We start from the raw sequence: 17,743 nt of genomic DNA, 5'->3' as shown, positions 1-17,743 counted from the left end.
TCGCGATCACCACCGCACCTGTCGCCTTTCTCCTATGCCAGCACTGCCGGCCCCCTTAGCGTTCTGGCCATGAGCAGCACCAACTACACTGAGACATTCATCCAGGTTGCCGAGGACTGCCCGGCGCAGAGCGCGCAGGTGCCTCCTGCTGGCCCGGCAAGCAGACCCCCGACGATCGCCCTCCTCCAGTACCGGCTCCTCAGTGAGCGCCCCTACGAACTGACCTCCGACGACCTGCTGTTCGAGGTGCACGCCATCCGTCAGAACATCGAGCCCCCGGGGCGGACCGCACAGCGGGAGGCCTTCTTCGCCAAGCCCCAGGCCTGTCTGCGCTCCTCACCGCTGGCCAAGCGCTACGGCTGGGGTTTCCATCATGACGGCCAGGGCCGGGTGGCGCTGGTCCCTCTCGGCTCGACGCGCTACCAGGAGCTTTCGGAGGACTCCTCACTCACCCAGCTGAGAGCCATGCGCTCGCGCCGCGCCTCCTGACGTGACTCGTTCCAGGATCCTCACCCGGGTCCTGCTCATCACAACCCAGTGGGCGACGGCGGAGATGACGTACACCAGCCCCGAGACCACGGCGATAACACCACCGGCAGACAGGCCCATCCGTACGGCGACCCATAAACCGGCAAGGGATGTCACCGCCCCGAGGACCGGCGCCGTCAGCAGCAGCTGACGCATCGTGCGGGTCCAGGGAGCCAGCGCGGCCGCAGGTGCGGCGATGAGCGCGATGGGCAGGATCGTGCCGACGGCCGGTACCAGCATGACGATGGTCAGGGTGATCATCACCATGACGGTGGCTTCCGGCCAGGCGGGGCGCAGCCCGCTAGCGCGGTAGCCCAGCGGATCGAAGCTGTAGAAGGTGAGGAACCGCCCAGCCACCAGGAGCACGAGCACCGTCAGTACCAGGACAGCACCGACGGCGATGACGTCCACACGGCTGACGTTGAGGACGGATCCGGCCAGGAAGGAGTCCACCTTGAGGGGCAGCGGGGAGAACCACTTGGAGAGGAAGTAGCCCAGGGCGAAGCCGAAGGTGAGGACCACGCCGGCCGCCGACTGCGATGTCATGCCCGGAACCTGTGAGAGCCGGCGCATGTGCCAGATCATCGGCAGGCACATGAACCCGGCTCCTACCAGCACCAGGGCGGACAGGAGGTTGAAGTCGGCACGCTGACCGAGGACCGCCTGCGAGAACCAGGCAGCAACGACGACGCCGACGATCGCACCCGGGAAGGTGGCGTGCGTGAGTGACTCGGTGAAGAAGATCCGCCGGTGGACGAGGGCGATCGCGCCCACGAGCCCGGCGAGCAACCCCATGAGGATGACCTCGATGATGGGCAGGAGAAGGATGTCGAGCCCGATGCTCATGCCGGCTCCTCCTGCGAGACCATGTCTTTCGGCGTCGTCTCGCGAATCTGCGCTGTGCTGAACGTCGTTGTCCTGCCCCCGGTCCCCCCACGCATCCGGCGGAGCCGCTCGCGCAGGCCGACGGCACCCACGGCGAGGAGGAAGATCGCGGTCATCACCAGGGCCACGGCAGCCTGCGGGGAGACCGGTTTGTCAAGGGTCGCGGGCAGGGCCATGAGCAGCATGCCGAGGTAGCCGCCACCCACGCCAACGACAACGGCGATGAGGACCATGGTGCGCACCCGGGAGGAGAGAATGCGCGCCGTCGCTCCGGGGATAACGAGGTAGCCGATGACGAGGAGGGTCCCCACCGCCGTCGAGGCCGAGACGACCGCGGCCGCGATGGCGGTGTTGAGGACCAGATCGAGCGCGAGGAGACGCAGACCCGAAGCGCGGGCGCCGGTGCGGTCGAAGGCGTAAGCGACCTGCTCCTTCCAGGTCGCCATGATGAGCAGGAGCGCGACGGCGCACACGATGAGCGCCTGGGCCAGGCGCTCATCGGTGACCTCCAGGAGTCGACCGAACATGAGGGCCTCAAGCTGACCGGACATGTCGCCCTTGGCCAGGGACAGGATGAGCCCGATGGAGAAGAAGCTGGTGAGGACGACGGCGGTGCCGGCCTCGGAGGCCTCATGGTGACGCGCGCGGTGAGAGACGATCGTCAGCACCAGGGCCGCGGCAACGGCAACGACGGAAGCGGCCGGGATAATCGCATTGATCCCCCAGTAGACGGCGCCGGCGACGATCCCGGGGAAGACGGCGTGGACCATGGCCTCAGCACTGAACTCAGCGCTGCGCAGGTTGATGATGACGCCGATGACGCCGGCGACGACGCCCAGGAGCACCACCATGACCAGGGGCCGGAAGAGAAAGGGGGCGTCGGCCAGAGGCGTGAGGCCGGGGACGTTCTCAGCCGCCAGACGCAGCTGCTCGAGGATCTGGCTGAAGAGCATCATGAAGCCGTTCACTGCGACTCCCCCTCCCCTGCTCCAGACCGCAGGCCCAGCAACCGGGTGGTGCCGTGGCCGCCGTAGGCCTCATCGATGTAGCGGGCCACGAGGACCTCGTCACGCGGCCCGAAGGCGATCTGTCGACCGGCCAGGAGTGCAGCCTGCTCGCAGGTCTCCTGGGCCAGGACGAGGTCGTGGGTGGAGACGATCAGTGAGATGCCATGCTCCTTAAGGTCGGTGATGATGGACAGCAGGGCCTCGCGGTTGGGCTGGTCCAGGCCGTTGAAGGGCTCGTCGAGGAGGATGAGACGGGGCCGGGCGGCCACGCAGCGGGCGACGAGGACCCGCTGCTGCTGGCCTCCGGACAGGGTTCCGAAACGCCGCTCGGCCCGGTCGGCCAGACCGACGCTCTCAAGGGCCTCCAGCGCCCGACGACGGGTCTGGGCTCCGGGGCGCCGCAGGATGCCGAGCTGGGAGTACATGCCCATCTGGACCACCTCCCGCACGGTGACGGGGAAGGTGGGGTCGAGGTCGCTGACCTGGGGAACGTATCCGACGGACCCGCGCGGCGCACGTCCCGGCGCCGCCCCGTTGACCCGCACCCGTCCGGAACTGACGACCACCATGCCGAGCAGGGCCCGCATGAGGGTGGTCTTGCCCGAGCCGTTAGGGCCGACGAGGGCCAGGGCCTGTCCGGCCGGGACCTGCCCGGTGACGCCGGTAAGCACCGTGGAGGGGCCGTAGGAGAAGGAGGCGTCCTCCAGGCTGACGACCGGCTCGGCCGAGGCGGGTGCGGGATCGCGGGGGTCTGTCATGTGTTGCCTCACTTGACGTCGGATGCCTTGGGGGTCCACTGGGCGAGGTCGGCGGGGATCTCAGTCACCGTTCCACCCCAGGCCTTGGTGAGGTTGGAGACGTTGTGGAGGATGGAGCCGATGTAGGTCTCGCCGTCGGAGCCGGGGGTGCCCAGGGAGTCGCCGTAGAGGGCCTCGTCGCCAATGACGGGCTTGACCCCGGCGACCTCGGCGACCTTCTGGACTGACTTGGGGTTGTTGGAGTTCTCGGCGAAGATGGCCACGGCGCCGGAGGCCTTGACCTTGTCAGCGGTCTGCTGGATCTTGTCGGCGGTGGCGTCCTGCTGGGCGTTGAAGTCGGACAGGGCAGCGCCCTCGAACTTCACTCCGAACTCGTTGCTGAAGTAACCGAAGGCGTCGTGGCTGGTGAACAGGACCCGCTTGTCCTGTGGCACCGAGTTCAGGGAGCTGGCCGCCCACTCATCGAGAGCCTTGAGCTTGGCGACGTAGGCGTCCACGTGACTGTGGAAGACACCGGCCTGGTCGGGTGCGGCCTTCTCGAGGGCAGCGCCGATGTTGGTGACCTGGACGATGGCGTTCTTCGGAGAGGTCCACACGTGGGGGTCGAAGCGGAACTCGGGCTCACTCTCCCCCTCCTCAGGGGGGAAGGGCCACTTGGCCACCTCGACCTTGGCGCTGCCCCGATCGACCTTGTAGGGCTTGGCCTCCTCCTTCTTCTTCTGAGCGGCGAGGTCATCGACGTCGGCCGCTCCGGCCACACCGGAGGTCACCACCATGGTGCCCTTGAAACCGGTGGAGTCGACGGCGGAGTCGAGGAAGTGCTCCAGGTCGACGCCGGAGACGAAGAAGAGGTCCGCCTTGGACAGGGCCTTGGACTGGGCCGTAGTCATATCGTGCTCGTGCGCCGAGGCGTTGGGGGCGAGCAGGCAGGTGAGCTTGAGGCGGGACTTGGCCTTGGCGGCGTCGGCGCCGAAGTGCTGGGTCTTGCCATCGGCTCCAGTGCGGTCGAAGGAGAGGTCGCTGGAAGCGTCTCCGGTGGCGAGCTGGGTGATGTAGTCGCAGATCTGGGTGGTGGAGGCGACAGCCTTGACCGTACCTGACTCATCGGACGAGGTGGAACTGCGACCGCAGGCCACCAGGGTCGGAAGGGACAGGGCGAGGCAGGCGAGCGCCGCGGCGCTGCGGCGACTCATAGTGGGGGCGGTTCTCATAGCGCCGAGTATAGTTTCGGGTACCCGAAACCTTGCAAGTTGAGGCACTCTTCCTGACGCACTCCTTGCGCGCACAAGCACGGGCCCGGCGGTGACGCCGGGCCCGTCAGTGGTTCTCAGCGAGACACGGACTCCTCAGTCGTCCAGCCCCTCCAGGACAGCGGCAGTGGCGGACAGCCCCAGACGATTGGCACCGGCCTCGACCATGGCGAGAGCGTCGGCGGCAGTGCGGATGCCGCCGGAGGCCTTGACGCCGAGACGGTCTCCGACGGTGGCGCGCATGAGGGCGACGGCGTGGGTGGAGGCCCCGCCGGCGGGGTGGAAGCCGGTGGAGGTCTTGACGAAGTCGGCTCCGGCGACCTCCGCGGCGCGGCAGGTGGCGACGATCTCATCATCGGTGAGAGCGGCGGACTCGATGATGACCTTGAGGAGGGCGCCCTGGCAGGCCTCTCGCACGCCGCGGATGTCAGCCTCGACAGCGTCGAAGTCACCTTCCTTGACGAGGCGGAGGTTGACGACCATGTCGACCTCCTCGGCCCCCTTGGCAACGGCGTCGGCGGCCTCAGCGGCCTTGACGGAGGTGGCGTGAGCACCTGAGGGGAAGCCGCAGACCGTGGCCAGGTGCAGACCGGCAGGCAGGTTCAGCGGGAGGAGGCTCGGGGAGATGCACACGCTGTAGGCGCCCAGGGCGGCGGCCTCGGCGACGAGCGCGTCGACCTGAGCAGCGGTGGCCTCGGGCTTGAGAAGGGTGTGGTCGATAAGGGAGGCGATCTGGGCGCGCGTAATCATGGGGTTCCTTTCGAGAGCGTTCACCCCATCATGGACCGACCTGCCTTATGTCGGCAATAACCAACCACGCGACACACCATCGACGCTGGAATCACAGATGAGAAAGGACGTTGATGATGTTTCCATCAGCATCCCGAAAGAAGAAACGACGCACCCCCCACTCTTCCACAGCGAGATCATGCACGATCTCCCACCCGCTCTCCCGAGCAATCCTATACGCGCCATCCAGATCATCCACCTCAACGGAGACAGACGGATTGACAGAAGCAGTGGGATCAGAAGTGATCAAACTGATTTGAACAGAACGATCTCCTGGCGGAGACAGGGTTGCAATCCAACCATGATTCATGATCACCTCCATACCGGTGATGCGACGGTATGCCTCGATGGCGGCATCGAGATCGCTCACAGTGATGAGCGGCACGGCTCGTTGTATCGACATAGATATCACTCCACATCACTGGTTCTCGTCATGGACTGCCTTCACCAGAACGCGAGCTGGCGCGCCCGTTTCGCACCCTTGCAACCGCGAGCACTACGGCAATCACCGACCCCAGAACTGGAAGGGAGAAGGCGCACAATAGCACCACAGCGCTACGAACTCCTCTTGCACCGACAAAGACGTACAGCGCTGAGACCACACCTGCAACATACAGCAGGACAAGCGCCGCTTCCGGCGCGGATAAAGAGAACACGCACCCACCTTTCAGGACGCGGAACCTTTTCCCACCCCTTGAGTCAGGATAATACTCTTGCTGGTCAGTTTTCGGGCGCGATGACGGCGAGGACGCGGGGCCAGCCACCGAGCTCGCGGGGGCCGGGGCGGTGCGGATCGCGCGGGGCGGTCAGGTCGAGGGCCCGCACCGATCCGCTGGAGGGCTCGTAGATGTGCGCGTTTCCCTCACCGGGGTCGTCCTGCTCGACGGTCTGCCAGGGCAGGGCCAGGACGTAGTGGCGGGGAACGGCCGGGGCCTGGGCCAAGGCGGTACGCAGCCGAGTTCCCCGAGCAGTCCCAGTTGCAGCGTCGCGATCGAGGACGAGCGGACCGCTGGTGACCAGGAGGACCGGGAGCCCACCGGCCAACGCCTCACGGATCGAGGCGACCTCACGCCCCCAGGCGGGGCCGTGGTCGCTCACCCACCTCACGATGTAGCGATGACACCCGCTGCCCGGTGCGCAGGCGCTCGCGATCCCGGTCATCTGCCGGGCCACGGACCAGGGCGTGGAGCCGAGCGCCCTCGGCCAGGGCATGGGGCCCAGGCCACGGACATTCATGGCCCGTTGGATACGCAGCTGCTGGCGAGACAGAAGAGCATCCAGTCTCTTTCCCTCCCGGCCGGGCTCCGACGACGCAGCCTCCTCCCAGGTGAACTCGCCCGTGAGGGCCCAGCGCTCTGAGGGTGCCAGGAGCAGACGGGCGGCCAGGAGGCAGGTGGGCCCGCAGGTGGTTCCGTCCGTCTGGGTCAAGGTGACGGCTTGGCCTGCCCGGATCGGGCGCCCCACCCGTAGCCGGGAGTTGACGACACGCGCCACGATCCCGGGCCCGGTCGAGTGGGCCCCTGTCTTCCAGGTCATCCGATCCGCTCCAGGACGACGCCGCGCTCACGGCGGGCGGCGGCGTCGGCGGCCTCCGGGGATCCGTCCTGGGAGATGACGATGCCGCCCGCGAGCGCCTCCCGAGCACGGGCGAAGCGCTCGGGGGTTGCGGTGTGCAGAGTGAGCAGCGGCTGGCCAGCGCGAACCGGGTCCCCGGGCTTGGCGTGCATGGTGACGCCGGCGACGGCCTGGACCGGGTCCTCCTTGCGGGCGCGCCCGGCCCCGAGGCGCCAGGCCGCCACCCCGACGGCGAGGGCGTCCAGGGTGGTGAGGACGCCGTCGGCCGGGGCGGTGACGGCCTCGGTCTCGGGCGCCTGGGGCAGGGGCGCGTCCGGGTCCCCTCCCTGGCGGCTGACCATGTCTCGCCAGACGTCCATGGCGCGCCCGTCGGCAAGGGCATCGCGGGCCTGGTCCTCCCCCACGGGCCTACCGGCGGCGGCGCACATCTCCAGTGCCAGGGCGACGGTGAGATCGACGACGTCGGACGGTCCCCCGCCTGCGAGTACCTCGAGGGTCTCGGCGACCTCGAGGGCGTTGCCGGCGGTGAGCCCGAGCGGGGTGGACATATCGGTGAGCAGGGCCCGGGTGGTGACGCCGGCATCGGTGCCCAGGGCCACCATGGTGGAGGCGAGCTCGCGGGCCTGGTCGAGCTCCTTCATGAAGGCGCCCGAACCGACCTTGACGTCCAGGACGAGCGCTCCGGTGCCCTCGGCGATCTTCTTGGACATGATCGACGAGGCGATGAGCGGGACGCAGGAAACGGTGGCGGTGGTGTCGCGCAGGGCGTAGAGGCGCTTGTCGGCGGGGGCGAGGCCCGCCCCGGCAGCGCAGATGACGGCACCGGGGCCGCCGGCGTCGAGCATCGCCAGGATCTCCTCGTTGCTGAGGTCGGCCCGCCAGCCGGGAATGGACTCCATCTTGTCCAGGGTCCCGCCGGTGTGCCCTAGCCCGCGCCCGGAAAGCTGGGGGACGCTCACACCGAAGACGGCCACGAGGGGCGCCAGCGGCAGGGTGATCTTGTCCCCCACTCCCCCGGTGGAGTGCTTGTCAGCCGTCGGGCGGCCGAGTCCGGAGAAGTCCATGCGTTCCCCGGAGTCGATCATTGCACTGGTCCAGCGGGCGATCTCGGCCCGGCTCATGCCGCGCAGGTAGATGGCCATGGCCAGGGAGCTCATCTGCTCCTCGGCGACGACGCCGCGGGTGTAGGCGTCCACGACCCAGTCGATCTGGGCGTCGGTCAGGGCGGCGCCATCGCGCTTGGAAGCGATGACATCGACGGCGTCGAAGGGCTCGACGGCCAGCGGGGTGGCGGGAACGGTCACGGGGCTCTCCTCATCTGTGCTCGTCGGCTGCTTCATGAGCCGGCTGCTCGTCAGCTGTGCTGACCGACGACGCGTTCGACGTCGGCGGCGGTGAAGCGGTCGGGCAGGACCTCGTCGATGGACATCATTCCCGAGGGCATGGCCAGCACCATACCGTCGGCGGCGTGCTCGCCCAGGAGCTGGCGGCAGCGCCCGCACGGTGCACAGGCCCGGCCGTGGGCGTCCACGCAGGCGAAGGCAACCAGGCGCCCGCCCCCGGTGCGGATGAGCTCGGAGACGAGCCCGCACTCGGCGCACAGCGTGACGCCGTAGCCGGCGTTCTCCACGTTGCAGCCCGAGACGAGACGGCCGTCATCGACCAGGGCGGCGGCACCGACCTTGAAGCGGGAATAGGGGGCGTAGGCGTGAGTCATGGCCTCGACGGCGAGGTCGTGCAGGTTCTGCCAGTCGACGTCGGTCAGGGCGGCGGGGGCGACAGATGGGGCCACGGCTGGATTCACTGCCCCGCTCTCCGGGGCGCCGGCGGGACTGGTCACGGGTAGGGCACTCCCTCGGCGGCGGGCGCGCGTACCTTGCCCACGAAGCCGGCCACCGCCAGGATCGTGACGATGTAAGGGATCATGGAGATGATGTCGGGTGAGACGGAGCTGCCGATGACCGGCAAGGTCTGGGCCACGGAGGTGGCGAAGCCGAAGAGCACCGCCGCGCCCAGTGATCCCAGGGGCCGCCAGGCGCCCAGGATCATGGCGGCCAGGGCGATGTATCCGTTGCCGGCGGTCATGTCATTGTCGAAGGACAGGCCCGAGCCGACGGTGAAGAAGGCGCCGCCCAGTCCCGCCAGCGCCCCGGCCAGGGCGAGGTTGGCCACGCGGGTGCGCATCACCTTGATGCCGACGGTATCGGCGGCCTTGGGGTGCTCGCCGCAGGCTCGCAGCCGCAGCCCCCAGCGGGAGCGGAAGAGCATGTAGGACAGGATCGCCACGGCGGCGTACATGAGGTAGACGAGGATCGTCTGCTGGAAGAGGACCGGCCCGATGAGAGGGATCCGGGACAGGACCGGCACCGCCAGGGTGGGCAGGCGCAGGGCCCGGTTGAGGCTGGGGCTGGAGGACAGGAAGGTGGAGAACAGGAATCCGGTCAGTCCTGAGACCAGGACGTTGAGGACGACGCCGACGACGATCTGGTTGACCCGGTAGCGCAGGCCGAACAGGGCCAGCAGGAGCGCCACGAGGACTCCGGCCACGGGTGCGGACACGAGTCCCACCCACGGGCTGGAGCAGGCCGAGGCGACGACAGCGCCCAGGAAGGCCCCGCCCAGGAGCTGTCCCTCGATGGCGATGTTGATGGTGCCCGAGCGCTCCCCGATGATCCCGGCGAGCGACCCGTAGACGAGGGGGACGCTCAGTCCCAGCGCGGAGGACAGGATGGTCACCAGGGGGATGACGCCGTTGCGCCCGGCACCGGCCCACGCCAGGAAGGCGATGACGAATCCGATACCGATGAGGACGGTGACCCAGGTCGGGATCCTGCTGCGACTCCGGGCCCGGTGGAAGGCGACGGCTGTGGCCGCGACGACGATCCCGGCCGCAACGAGGATGACCAGGCGCGCGTTGAGCGTGGGGGCCCCGAGCCGGAAGAGGTCGGAGGAGGCGGTGAGGTTGAAGGTGGTCGAGCCGTGGGCGCCCACTGCCATGAGTCCCTGGAGGAGGAGCGCAACAACGCCGGTGAGCGGGATCTTGAGGTTCATGGGCTCCACTGCCGTGGAGGCGGAGGAGGCTGAAGCGGTTGGCTCGGTTGACGCGGCTGAAGTGGTGGAGACGGTCATGGCTCAGGCCTCCTTCGCGGCGGGAGCGGCCGGGGCGGGCGCCGTAGCCGGAGCTGCGGCCGGGACTGAGGCGGGGGACGGACCGGCGCCGCCACCCCGAGACTTTCGGCGCTCCGGGAGCCGGAAGATGGCCCGGACCAGAGGCGGCGCAGCGATGAACAGCACGATCGTGGACTGCAGGACCAGGACGATCTTGATGTGGGTTCCCGGTGCGGCCTGCATGGCGGTGCCGCCGGCGCGCAGCGCCCCGAAGAGCAGGCCGGCCAGTACGGTCCCCACCGGCCGGGAGCGGCCCAGCAGCGCCACCGTGATGGCGTCGAAGCCGATAGTTCCCACGACGGACTCGTCCATGCTCTTCTGGGTGCCCAGGACCGGCGCCGTGGCGGCCAGCCCGCACAGGGCGCCGGAGATCATCATGACCAGGCTCGTCACCCAGGGCACGCTCATACCGGCAGTGCGAGCGGCCTCGGCGTTGAGGCCGGTGGCCCGCAGCTGGAAACCGAGGCGGGAGCGCTCCATGAGCCACCACACGACCACGGCCACCAGCAGGGCCAGGAGGAAGCCGGCGTGGAGGCGGAAGGAGCTGCCGGCAAGCGAGGGGTACTGGGCGGAGTCGGCCACGGTCAGGGACTTGCGGTTGGCGGTCTCCCCCTCCCCGTTGAAGGCCTTGAGGCTGAGCACCTGGGACAGCAGGTGGGCGGCGATCGAGTTGAGCATGATCGTCACGATGACCTCGTTGGCCCCGGTGCGAGCCTTGAGGACGCCGGCGATGCCGCCCCACACCAGTCCTCCCAGGGCCGCTCCGACAACGGCCACGAGCAGGTGGGCCACCGGCGGCAGGTTCCAGGCGATGCCCACGTAGCAGGCGGTGATCGCCCCGAGGATCATCTGCCCCTGGCCACCGATGTTGAACAGGCCGGCGCGGAAGGCAACCGCCATGCCGAGCCCCGCGATGATGAGCGGGGTGGCGTTGGTGAGGGTGTCGGTGATGGGGCGGATCATGCGCACGCCTGTGGTGGCACGCCAGTCGAAGATGGCGCCGCGCAGCAGGGAGCTGTAGGCCTCGCTCAGAGTGGATCCGGTGGCATGGAGGAAGTCGCCGGGACGGTTGAGGAGGTAGCCGGCCGTGTAGCGCACCTCGGAGTCGGCCGCGAGGATGAGGATCGAGGACAGGATGAGGGCGGTCAGGATCGCGAGCAGCCCGACGATGGCGGGTGAGGAGGCGACCTGCCGCAGCAGGGCGGCCTGGCCGGCCGACTGGCTGCTCGTGCGGTCAGTGGGGTGGTCGGTGGGCGGGTCCGCTGACGCGGACGTCGCTGCAGGGCCGGAGCCGGTGGAAGGTGTACTCATCGTGGCTGCTCCTGAGGGTCGAGGGCCTGCTCTGCGGGGGCGCCGGCCATCATGAGTCCCAGGGCGTCGCGGGCGGTGTCGGCGGGGACGGTGCCGACGATCCGTCCGCGGTACATGACGGCGATCCGGTCGGCCAGGGCGTAGATCTCGTCGAGCTCGGAGGAGATGATGACGACGGCGGTGCCGGTGTCCCGCTCGGCGACGATGCGCTGGTGGACGAACTCGATGGAGCCGACGTCCAGGCCGCGGGTGGGCTGGGAGGCGACGAGGACCTTGAGGGGCCGGGAGAGCTCACGGGCGAGGATGGCCTTCTGCTGGTTGCCTCCCGAGAGGGTCGAGATGGCGTCGCCGACGTCGGTGACGCGAACATCGAACTCCTCGCACATCCGGTGGGCGGCCTCGCGCACGCGCGTTGGGGACAGTGACGGGCCCCGGCCCAGGGCGGGGTCGTCGTAGCGGTCCAGGACCATGTTCTCGGCGACGGAGAGCTCGGCGATCATGCCGTCGGTGGAGCGGTCCTCGGGGACGAAGCCGAGTCCGGAGCGCAGTCGGCGGCGCACCCCGTGGCGGGTGACGTCGTGGCCGTCGAAGGCGATGCTGCCGGTGGTCGGCGGGCACAGCCCGAGGATGACCTCGCTCAGCTCGGTCTGCCCGTTGCCCTGGACGCCCGCGATGGCGAGGATCTCACCGGCGCGCACGTGCAGGTCGACGTCGTCGAGCAGGACGGTGCCGTCCTCGATAAAGCTGACGCCGCTCAGGGTCAGGGCCTCCGGGCCGGCCTCGGCCGGGGGCTTGTCCACGGTGAGGGAGACGTCGTGGCCGACCATGAGGCCGGCGAGCTCGGCGGCCGAGGCGGTGGGCTCAGCGGTGCCGACGACGCGGCCGCGACGGATGACGGTGATGGTGTCGGCCACTTCGCGGATCTCGCGCAGCTTGTGGGTGATGAAGACGATCGAGGTGCCGGCGGCCTTGAGCTCGCGCATGATAGCGATGAGCTCGTCGGTCTCCTGCGGGGTGAGTACGGCGGTGGGCTCGTCGAGGATGAGGACCTTGGCGTCGCGGGCCAGGGCCTTGATGATCTCCACACGCTGCTGGACGCCGACGGGCAGGTCCTCGATGAGGGCGTTCGGGTCGACGTCGAAGCCGAAGCGGCGGGAGATCTCGGTGACCTTGACCGCGGCGGCGCCGGCGTCGATGATGCCCAGCGGCCCGACCGGCTCGTAGCCCAGGGCGACGGACTCGGCCACGGTGAAGACGGGCACGAGCATGAAGTGCTGGTGGACCATGCCGATGCCGGCGGCCACGGCGTCGCCCGGCCCGGAGAAGGCCACGGGCTCGTCGTCGATGAGGATCTGTCCGGCGTCGGGCTGGTAGAGGCCGTAGAGGACGTTCATGAGTGTGGACTTGCCCGCGCCGTTCTCGCCCAGGAGGGCGTGGATCTGGCCGGGCTCGACGGTCAGGTCGATGCGGTCGTTGGCCACGAGCGGCCCGAAGGCCTTCGTGATCCCGCGCAGCTCAAGCTTCACAACAGACTCGCTTCCGGGTGGCGGTGGAGACTCTAGGACAAGGCCCCGGTGGGGCGCTCAGGAGGGGTCGTAGGGGGTCGAGACGTCGAGAGTTCCGTCGATGATCTGGGTGCGCAGCTCCTCGATCCGTGCCTTGACCGGCTCGGGCACCCGGGAGTCGAAGTCGTGGAAGGGGGCGGCGGCCACTCCTTGGTTCTTGAGGGTGCCGATGTAGGGCTCGGCGGAGAACCTGCCCTCGGAGGCGCCCTTAACGGTGTCGTAGACCGAGTTGCCGATCTCCTTGACCACGGAGGTCATGATGATGGAGCCTTCGCTGGTGGAGATGTAGCCGTCGGAGTCGACCCAGATGACGGCGTTGGCGCCGCCGGCGGCGTTCCTCTGCTTGACGGTGGACAGCGTGCCCTGGCCGACAGGACCGGCCACGGGCATGATGACGTCGGCCCCCTGGGAGATGAACTGCTCGGTAATGGCCTGGCCCTTGGCTGCGTCGGAGAAGTTGCCGACGAAGGACCCGCCCTTGCCGGTGGTGGTGTCCCAGCCCTTGACCTGGACGAAGGCGCCGGTGTCCTCGTTGTAGCGGGCCACGCCTTTGGCGAAGCCGTCCATGAAGATCTGGACGGTGGGCAGGGGCTTGCCGCCGTAGGTGCCCACCACCCCGGTCTGGGAGGTGCCGGCGGCGGCGTATCCGGCCAGGTAGGCGGCCTCGGCCGTCTTGAACAGCAGCGGCTTGGCGTTGGGCAGGGTGGCCGGCTGCCCATCGGCTCCGATGAAGGAGGCGTCGATGAGGGCGAACTGGATGTCGGGGTTGGCCTTGGCCGACTCGGTCAGGTCGGCGGCGATGTTGAAGCCGACGCCGATGACGAGCTTGCAGTTCTGCTGGATGAGCGCGTAGATGTTGGTGGCGTAGTCGGCCGAGTTCTCCGACTGCACGGCGACGGTCTTGACCCCCAGCTCCTTGCCGGCCCGGTCAAGGCCTTTCTTGCCGGACTCGTTGAAGGAGTGGTCGTCGAATCCGCCCTCGTCGGAGAGCATGCAGGCGGTGAAGTCCTTGGCGCCCTCCAGGTTGCGGGTGGGCCGCTGCGCCGGCGGCGTCCCGCAGGCGGCCAGGACCAGGGCCAGAGCTGCGCCGAGCGTCATCGCGGAGCAAGCCTTCTTCATGGAAACCTCCGTGGTTCTCGCGTGCGGCAGGTGGCACGACCAGTTTTCAAGCATATGCGAAAAAATGTGATTTTAACACCATACGATCCACCAGGGCCGGCTCGCGACCGTCCCGGTTCCGCGACGTTGGGCCCGGCACCGGAGGTTCTCTTCTCCCGGCGCCGGGCCCTTCGGAGGCCGCGGGCCTGTGACTCTCAGGCCGATGGGGATCGCTAGAGCAGGTCCTCGCGCCCGGCCGCTCTCAGGGCGTCGACGACGCCCTTGACGCCCTGGGCGTGCTCGGGCGTGGTGACCAGGAGGGCGTCAGGTGTGTCGACGACGACGGCACCCGGCACGCCCAGCAGCACCACCGTGCGTCCGGACGTGGAGGCGATGAGAGCACCGTCGGAGCCGACCACCCGGACATCGGCCCGAGGGGCCTCGGGAGCTGAGCCGTCAACGGTTTCAGCACCATCAGCACCATCAGCACCATCAGCACCATCAGCACCATCAGCACCATCAGCACTGTCGACGCTGTCGAGCACGCCGGCCCCGGCCGCCGGGCCCTCGCTGCGGGGGGCGACGAGCTCGGTGAGAGCGTCGAAGCCGCCGACGTCGTTCCACCCCATGGAGACCGGCACGGTGGCCACTCCCCCGGCGGCGGCCACTGGCTCGGCGATGGCGTGGTCGATGGCGATCTTCTCCAGGGCCGGCCAGCGCTCGGCCAGGACCTCCTCGCGCTCGGGGACGTCCCAGGCCGCGGCGATGGCCTCGATGCCGGCCGCCAGCTGCGGCCTGAGCTCGGCCAGATGGTCCAGGAGCACGCCCGCACGGACCACGAACATGCCGGCGTTCCATCGGTAGTCGCCGGTGGCCAGATAGGCGGCGGCGGTGTCGGCGTCGGGCTTCTCGGTGAAGCCCAGGACCCTGCGCCCGTCGGGGGCTCCGGGCACGTCGGTGGGGTCTCCGGCGTGGATGTAACCGAAGGCGGTCGAGGGTCCGGTGGCCTCGATCCCGATGGTGACCACCCAGCCCTGCTCGGCCAGGAGGGCGGCCTGGCGCACGGCACCGGCGAAGGCGGTCCGGTCGGCCACCGTGTGGTCGGCGGCGAAGGAGCCGACGACGGCGTCACGCCCGTGGCGGTGGGCGATGACGGCGGCGGCCAGGCCGATGGCCGCCATGGAGTCGCGCGGGGACGGCTCGGCCAGGAGGTTCTCGCGCGGGACCTGCGGGAGCTGGTCGGCGACGGCGGCGATGTGGGCGACGCCGGTGACGACCGTCGTGGTCGCGGTCACTGGGGCCAGGCGCTCGACGGTGTCCTGCAGGAGGCTATGGCCGGCCCCGGTGAGGTCGAGGAGGAACTTGGGGCGGTGGCGGCGGCTGAGCGGCCACAGCCGGGTGCCCGCGCCGCCGGCGGGGATGATGGCGTGAATGGCCGGGACCGAGCCATCGGAGGGACCCGAGCCGCAGGGATGCGCGGCCTGAGTGGAGCCGCCGGGGTTACCAGGAGTGTCAGTCACCGGAACAGGCTATCGTCCCGGCCCTCCCCGAACGCGCCGCGACCCGGAGCGCCCTCACCCGATCGACGGCTCGATTCTTCGTCAGCATCACCAGTTTCAGACATGAGTGCGCACGTGTTACTTCGCGGCCGTAGATTGAGAAGACATCGGCGAAGGAATCAGGCGATCACGGCCTCTGCCTTTGCACGCACACCGAGAGGACCGCTATCCCCTCCCAGGCGTTCTGGCGTTCGTCAGGAGAATCCGCAGGCGCTGCACCCGCTCAGCACCGAGGACGTTTTGCGGAAGTTCCGGCAAATATGCGAGAACGCAACCCGCCCGCGAAGAGTCCTAGCCAGTTCTTCAGGGGATCGGCACCGGGGGGACGTAGTCGGGGTGCGCCGTCGGATCCGCCTCGAGGCTGCCGGTGATGGACTGGCGGGGCCAGGCCAGGGTCTCGGGTACGGAGAGCGTCACGTAGTTGGGGCGCTCGTGGGCGTGGACCTCGTCGGGGTGGTCGACGTCGCGAGGCAGCGGCGGGTTGGCCATCCAGGCCGCCATGAGCAGCACGATGCGGCTGGTCAGGTGCAGCCACAGGACGAGGACGGCGATGGCGGCGAAGGAGGCCAGGACCGGGTTACGCGCCACCGAGCCGACCGCACCGGTGCCCACCTGACGCAGCACACCGAGCGCGAAGGCCCCCAGCATGCAGCCCAGCGCCAGATCACGTCGGGGCGGACGGATCCCACAGATGGTGATGAGGAGTGCCAGGACACCGGTATCGATGAGGAAGGAGATGAGGAGCGTCACCAACCAGGCCCCGGTCCCGGTCAGGGACTCCGGCATGCCCAGGGCCCGCCCCACACTGCCCGACAGCGTCGTCGTCACCACCGAGGCGACGGCCGTCACCAGCACTCCGGCCACGATGACGAGGAAGCCGGCGGCATTCGCCAGTTGCCCGAACACCGGCCTCATCACGGGGTTGACCAGCCCGAACATGGCGCGCAGCGCGATCTTGAGAGTGCCCATGAGGCTGATGACCGAGTAGATGAGCGCTCCCGCCGCCACCACGGACCCCAGGTTGAGCGCGGAGGTGAGTGTCAGCTGGTCCACCGACACCAGCCCCCGGCCGTTACCGGCGTCGACGACGCCGGGCAGCATGGAGTTGATCGAGTCGACAACAGCCGCGCGGATGGTGGGGTGATTGCCGAGCATCGTCATGAGCAGGGTCACGCCGATGACCAGCACCGCGAAGACCGAGAACATGGCGGTGTAAGCGATCCCGCCGGCCATGAGAGCACCGCGCGCCGTGCCGTAACGGATCAGGGCCCGTCCCACACGCGTGCGCCGCCCGGCCGCCAGCAGCGCCTTGACCCGCTCGATCACAACGAGACCACGGGAGTCGTCTCAGGCGCCGAGGCAGCGGGTACCTCAGTCGCCCCATTGGCGTCAGCCGCCTCAGGGACGGTGGGCACAAGCGAGCCTCCGAAGGCGAAGACGGCGGCAACCTCCCAGCCTCCGGCGGCATCGGGCCCGTCGTTCCGGTCGCGATGAGTGAACCGCCCGGGCTGACTGGACTGGCCGGGCCGGCCGAGGTGGCGGTAGAGGTGGAGCTTGGTGACGGTGAAGTCCATGGTCAGCTCCACCCCCTTCCTGGCGGCCGTGTCGAGGCCTTCATCGGCCACCTCGTGGGCCAGCGTCACGTGCGGATGGAAGGGGAAGCTGAGCGACCGGGCCAGGGGGCCCCGGCGGTCGCGTACACGCTCCTGGAGGCGGTCGCACTCCTCGGCGCCGCTGCGCAGATCGAGGTAGACCACCGGACTGACGGGCCGGAAGGTTCCGACCTCGTCGAGGTGCACGTCGAAGGGCTGCGTCGCGGCGGCCACGTGACGCAGGTGACGCATGACATCGTCGAGTGAGTCGACGTCGACGGCCGTGGGGGGCAGCAGAGTGATATGGGGTGGGACGACCTCGGCCAGAGGGTCTCCGGCAGCCTCCCGCACCGCCCGCACCTGAGCGGCATAGTGAGGGGGCAGGGCGATGGCCACACCGATGACGCACTGGTGCGCGTCGGGTGCGGGGATCTGCATGGCTCCTGAGCTCCTACGGGACGGATGGCTGATAGGTGATCCCGTCAGGACGAACGAGTGTCCTGAGGGCTACCTGGACACACTACCGCGCCGCACCGCCCACGTCCCAGCCGGGGGCGCCGCGCGAGCAGGACAAGTCTGCCATGGCCGACCGACTGGCTGAAATGTGAACTACCACCATCCGGTCTGTGCGACTCTGTGCGGGAACGTGCGGACATGG

Annotated in this window: 17 protein-coding genes; 1 reads left to right on the top strand and 16 read right to left on the bottom strand. The window is 69.0% G+C overall.

What is annotated here, in order from left to right; translation table 11 throughout:
• Positions 1 to 69: 69 nt before the first annotated feature.
• The gene (locus BQ8008_RS02065; protein WP_108832598.1) at positions 70 to 489 is read left to right on the top strand and encodes a DUF6157 family protein; all 420 of its coding nucleotides are present in this window, start codon (positions 70 to 72) and stop codon (positions 487 to 489) included.
• Here BQ8008_RS02065 and BQ8008_RS02060 read toward each other — a convergent pair.
• The 16 genes from BQ8008_RS02060 to BQ8008_RS01980 all read right to left on the bottom strand — a co-directional run bounded on the left by BQ8008_RS02060 (position 445) and on the right by BQ8008_RS01980 (position 17,523).
• Entirely contained in the window at positions 445 to 1,374 is a 930-nt protein-coding gene (locus tag BQ8008_RS02060) for a metal ABC transporter permease (RefSeq protein ID WP_108832597.1), read from the bottom strand. The genes BQ8008_RS02065 and BQ8008_RS02060 overlap by 45 nt on opposite strands.
• Positions 1,371 to 2,381 (bottom strand): metal ABC transporter permease, encoded by a 1,011-nt coding sequence (locus tag BQ8008_RS02055; protein WP_234415182.1) that lies wholly within the window; start codon positions 2,379 to 2,381, stop codon positions 1,371 to 1,373. The genes BQ8008_RS02060 and BQ8008_RS02055 overlap by 4 nt, the downstream gene beginning before the upstream one ends.
• Entirely contained in the window at positions 2,378 to 3,178 is an 801-nt protein-coding gene (locus BQ8008_RS02050; protein WP_108832596.1) for a metal ABC transporter ATP-binding protein, read from the bottom strand. The genes BQ8008_RS02055 and BQ8008_RS02050 overlap by 4 nt, the downstream gene beginning before the upstream one ends.
• Before the next feature lie 8 nt (positions 3,179 to 3,186).
• Positions 3,187 to 4,371, bottom strand: a complete 1,185-nt coding sequence (locus tag BQ8008_RS02045; RefSeq protein ID WP_108832595.1) for a metal ABC transporter substrate-binding protein — start codon at positions 4,369 to 4,371, stop codon at positions 3,187 to 3,189.
• A gap of 153 nt (positions 4,372 to 4,524) precedes the next feature.
• Positions 4,525 to 5,178 carry a deoxyribose-phosphate aldolase gene (gene deoC, locus BQ8008_RS02040; protein WP_108832594.1) on the bottom strand — a complete coding sequence of 218 codons (654 nt, stop codon included), beginning with the start codon at positions 5,176 to 5,178 and terminating at the stop codon, positions 4,525 to 4,527.
• Between the two features lie 91 nt (positions 5,179 to 5,269).
• Entirely contained in the window at positions 5,270 to 5,602 is a 333-nt protein-coding gene (locus BQ8008_RS02035) for a VOC family protein (RefSeq protein ID WP_234415181.1), read from the bottom strand.
• Positions 5,603 to 5,937: 335 nt separating this feature from the next.
• Positions 5,938 to 6,753 carry a hypothetical protein gene (locus BQ8008_RS02025; protein WP_108832591.1) on the bottom strand — a complete coding sequence of 272 codons (816 nt, stop codon included), beginning with the start codon at positions 6,751 to 6,753 and terminating at the stop codon, positions 5,938 to 5,940.
• Entirely contained in the window at positions 6,750 to 8,096 is a 1,347-nt protein-coding gene (locus BQ8008_RS02020) for a thymidine phosphorylase (protein ID WP_108832590.1), read from the bottom strand. Before BQ8008_RS02020 ends, BQ8008_RS02025 begins: the two co-directional genes overlap by 4 nt.
• Before the next feature lie 50 nt (positions 8,097 to 8,146).
• The gene (locus tag BQ8008_RS02015) at positions 8,147 to 8,596 is read right to left on the bottom strand and encodes a cytidine deaminase (RefSeq protein ID WP_199908007.1); all 450 of its coding nucleotides are present in this window, start codon (positions 8,594 to 8,596) and stop codon (positions 8,147 to 8,149) included.
• 32 nt (positions 8,597 to 8,628) lie between these two features.
• Positions 8,629 to 9,921 (bottom strand): ABC transporter permease, encoded by a 1,293-nt coding sequence (locus BQ8008_RS02010; RefSeq protein ID WP_108832589.1) that lies wholly within the window; start codon positions 9,919 to 9,921, stop codon positions 8,629 to 8,631.
• A gap of 3 nt (positions 9,922 to 9,924) precedes the next feature.
• Positions 9,925 to 11,271 (bottom strand): ABC transporter permease, encoded by a 1,347-nt coding sequence (locus tag BQ8008_RS02005; protein ID WP_108832588.1) that lies wholly within the window; start codon positions 11,269 to 11,271, stop codon positions 9,925 to 9,927.
• Positions 11,268 to 12,797, bottom strand: a complete 1,530-nt coding sequence (locus tag BQ8008_RS02000; RefSeq protein ID WP_108832587.1) for an ABC transporter ATP-binding protein — start codon at positions 12,795 to 12,797, stop codon at positions 11,268 to 11,270. The genes BQ8008_RS02005 and BQ8008_RS02000 overlap by 4 nt, the downstream gene beginning before the upstream one ends.
• 57 nt (positions 12,798 to 12,854) lie before the next feature.
• A complete protein-coding gene (locus tag BQ8008_RS01995) occupies positions 12,855 to 13,955 on the bottom strand; it encodes a BMP family lipoprotein (protein ID WP_108832586.1) in 1,101 nt (366 codons plus the stop codon).
• Positions 13,956 to 14,167: 212 nt separating this feature from the next.
• Positions 14,168 to 15,454: a mannose-1-phosphate guanylyltransferase gene (locus BQ8008_RS01990; RefSeq protein ID WP_108832585.1), complete on the bottom strand. Its 1,287-nt coding sequence runs from the start codon at positions 15,452 to 15,454 to the stop codon at positions 14,168 to 14,170.
• 342 nt (positions 15,455 to 15,796) lie between these two features.
• Positions 15,797 to 16,819: a YihY/virulence factor BrkB family protein gene (locus BQ8008_RS01985; RefSeq protein ID WP_108832584.1), complete on the bottom strand. Its 1,023-nt coding sequence runs from the start codon at positions 16,817 to 16,819 to the stop codon at positions 15,797 to 15,799.
• Positions 16,816 to 17,523, bottom strand: a complete 708-nt coding sequence (locus tag BQ8008_RS01980; protein WP_108832583.1) for a 2'-5' RNA ligase family protein — start codon at positions 17,521 to 17,523, stop codon at positions 16,816 to 16,818. Before BQ8008_RS01980 ends, BQ8008_RS01985 begins: the two co-directional genes overlap by 4 nt.
• Positions 17,524 to 17,743: the final 220 nt, after the last annotated feature.

This window comes from Actinomyces sp. Marseille-P3109 (assembly GCF_900323545.1).
Classification (GTDB): Bacteria; Actinomycetota; Actinomycetes; order Actinomycetales; family Actinomycetaceae; genus Actinomyces.
Note: the sequence above shows the minus strand (reverse complement) of the source record. Positions and strands in the feature narration are given on the sequence as shown.

Bases quoted from the DNA above. Each gene is read 5' to 3' on its own strand.
- BQ8008_RS02065 (WP_108832598.1), top strand. From the start codon at position 70: ATGAGCAGCACCAACTACACTGAGACATTCATCCAGGTTGCCGAGGAC.
- BQ8008_RS02060 (WP_108832597.1), bottom strand. From the start codon at position 1,374: ATGAGCATCGGGCTCGACATCCTTCTCCTGCCCATCATCGAGGTCATC.
- BQ8008_RS02050 (WP_108832596.1), bottom strand. From the start codon at position 3,178: ATGACAGACCCCCGCGATCCCGCACCCGCCTCGGCCGAGCCGGTCGTC.
- BQ8008_RS02045 (WP_108832595.1), bottom strand. From the start codon at position 4,371: ATGAGTCGCCGCAGCGCCGCGGCGCTCGCCTGCCTCGCCCTGTCCCTT.
- deoC (WP_108832594.1), bottom strand. From the start codon at position 5,178: ATGATTACGCGCGCCCAGATCGCCTCCCTTATCGACCACACCCTTCTC.
- BQ8008_RS02025 (WP_108832591.1), bottom strand. From the start codon at position 6,753: ATGACCTGGAAGACAGGGGCCCACTCGACCGGGCCCGGGATCGTGGCG.
- BQ8008_RS02010 (WP_108832589.1), bottom strand. From the start codon at position 9,921: ATGACCGTCTCCACCACTTCAGCCGCGTCAACCGAGCCAACCGCTTCA.
- BQ8008_RS02005 (WP_108832588.1), bottom strand. From the start codon at position 11,271: ATGAGTACACCTTCCACCGGCTCCGGCCCTGCAGCGACGTCCGCGTCA.
- BQ8008_RS01995 (WP_108832586.1), bottom strand. From the start codon at position 13,955: ATGAAGAAGGCTTGCTCCGCGATGACGCTCGGCGCAGCTCTGGCCCTG.
- BQ8008_RS01980 (WP_108832583.1), bottom strand. From the start codon at position 17,523: ATGCAGATCCCCGCACCCGACGCGCACCAGTGCGTCATCGGTGTGGCC.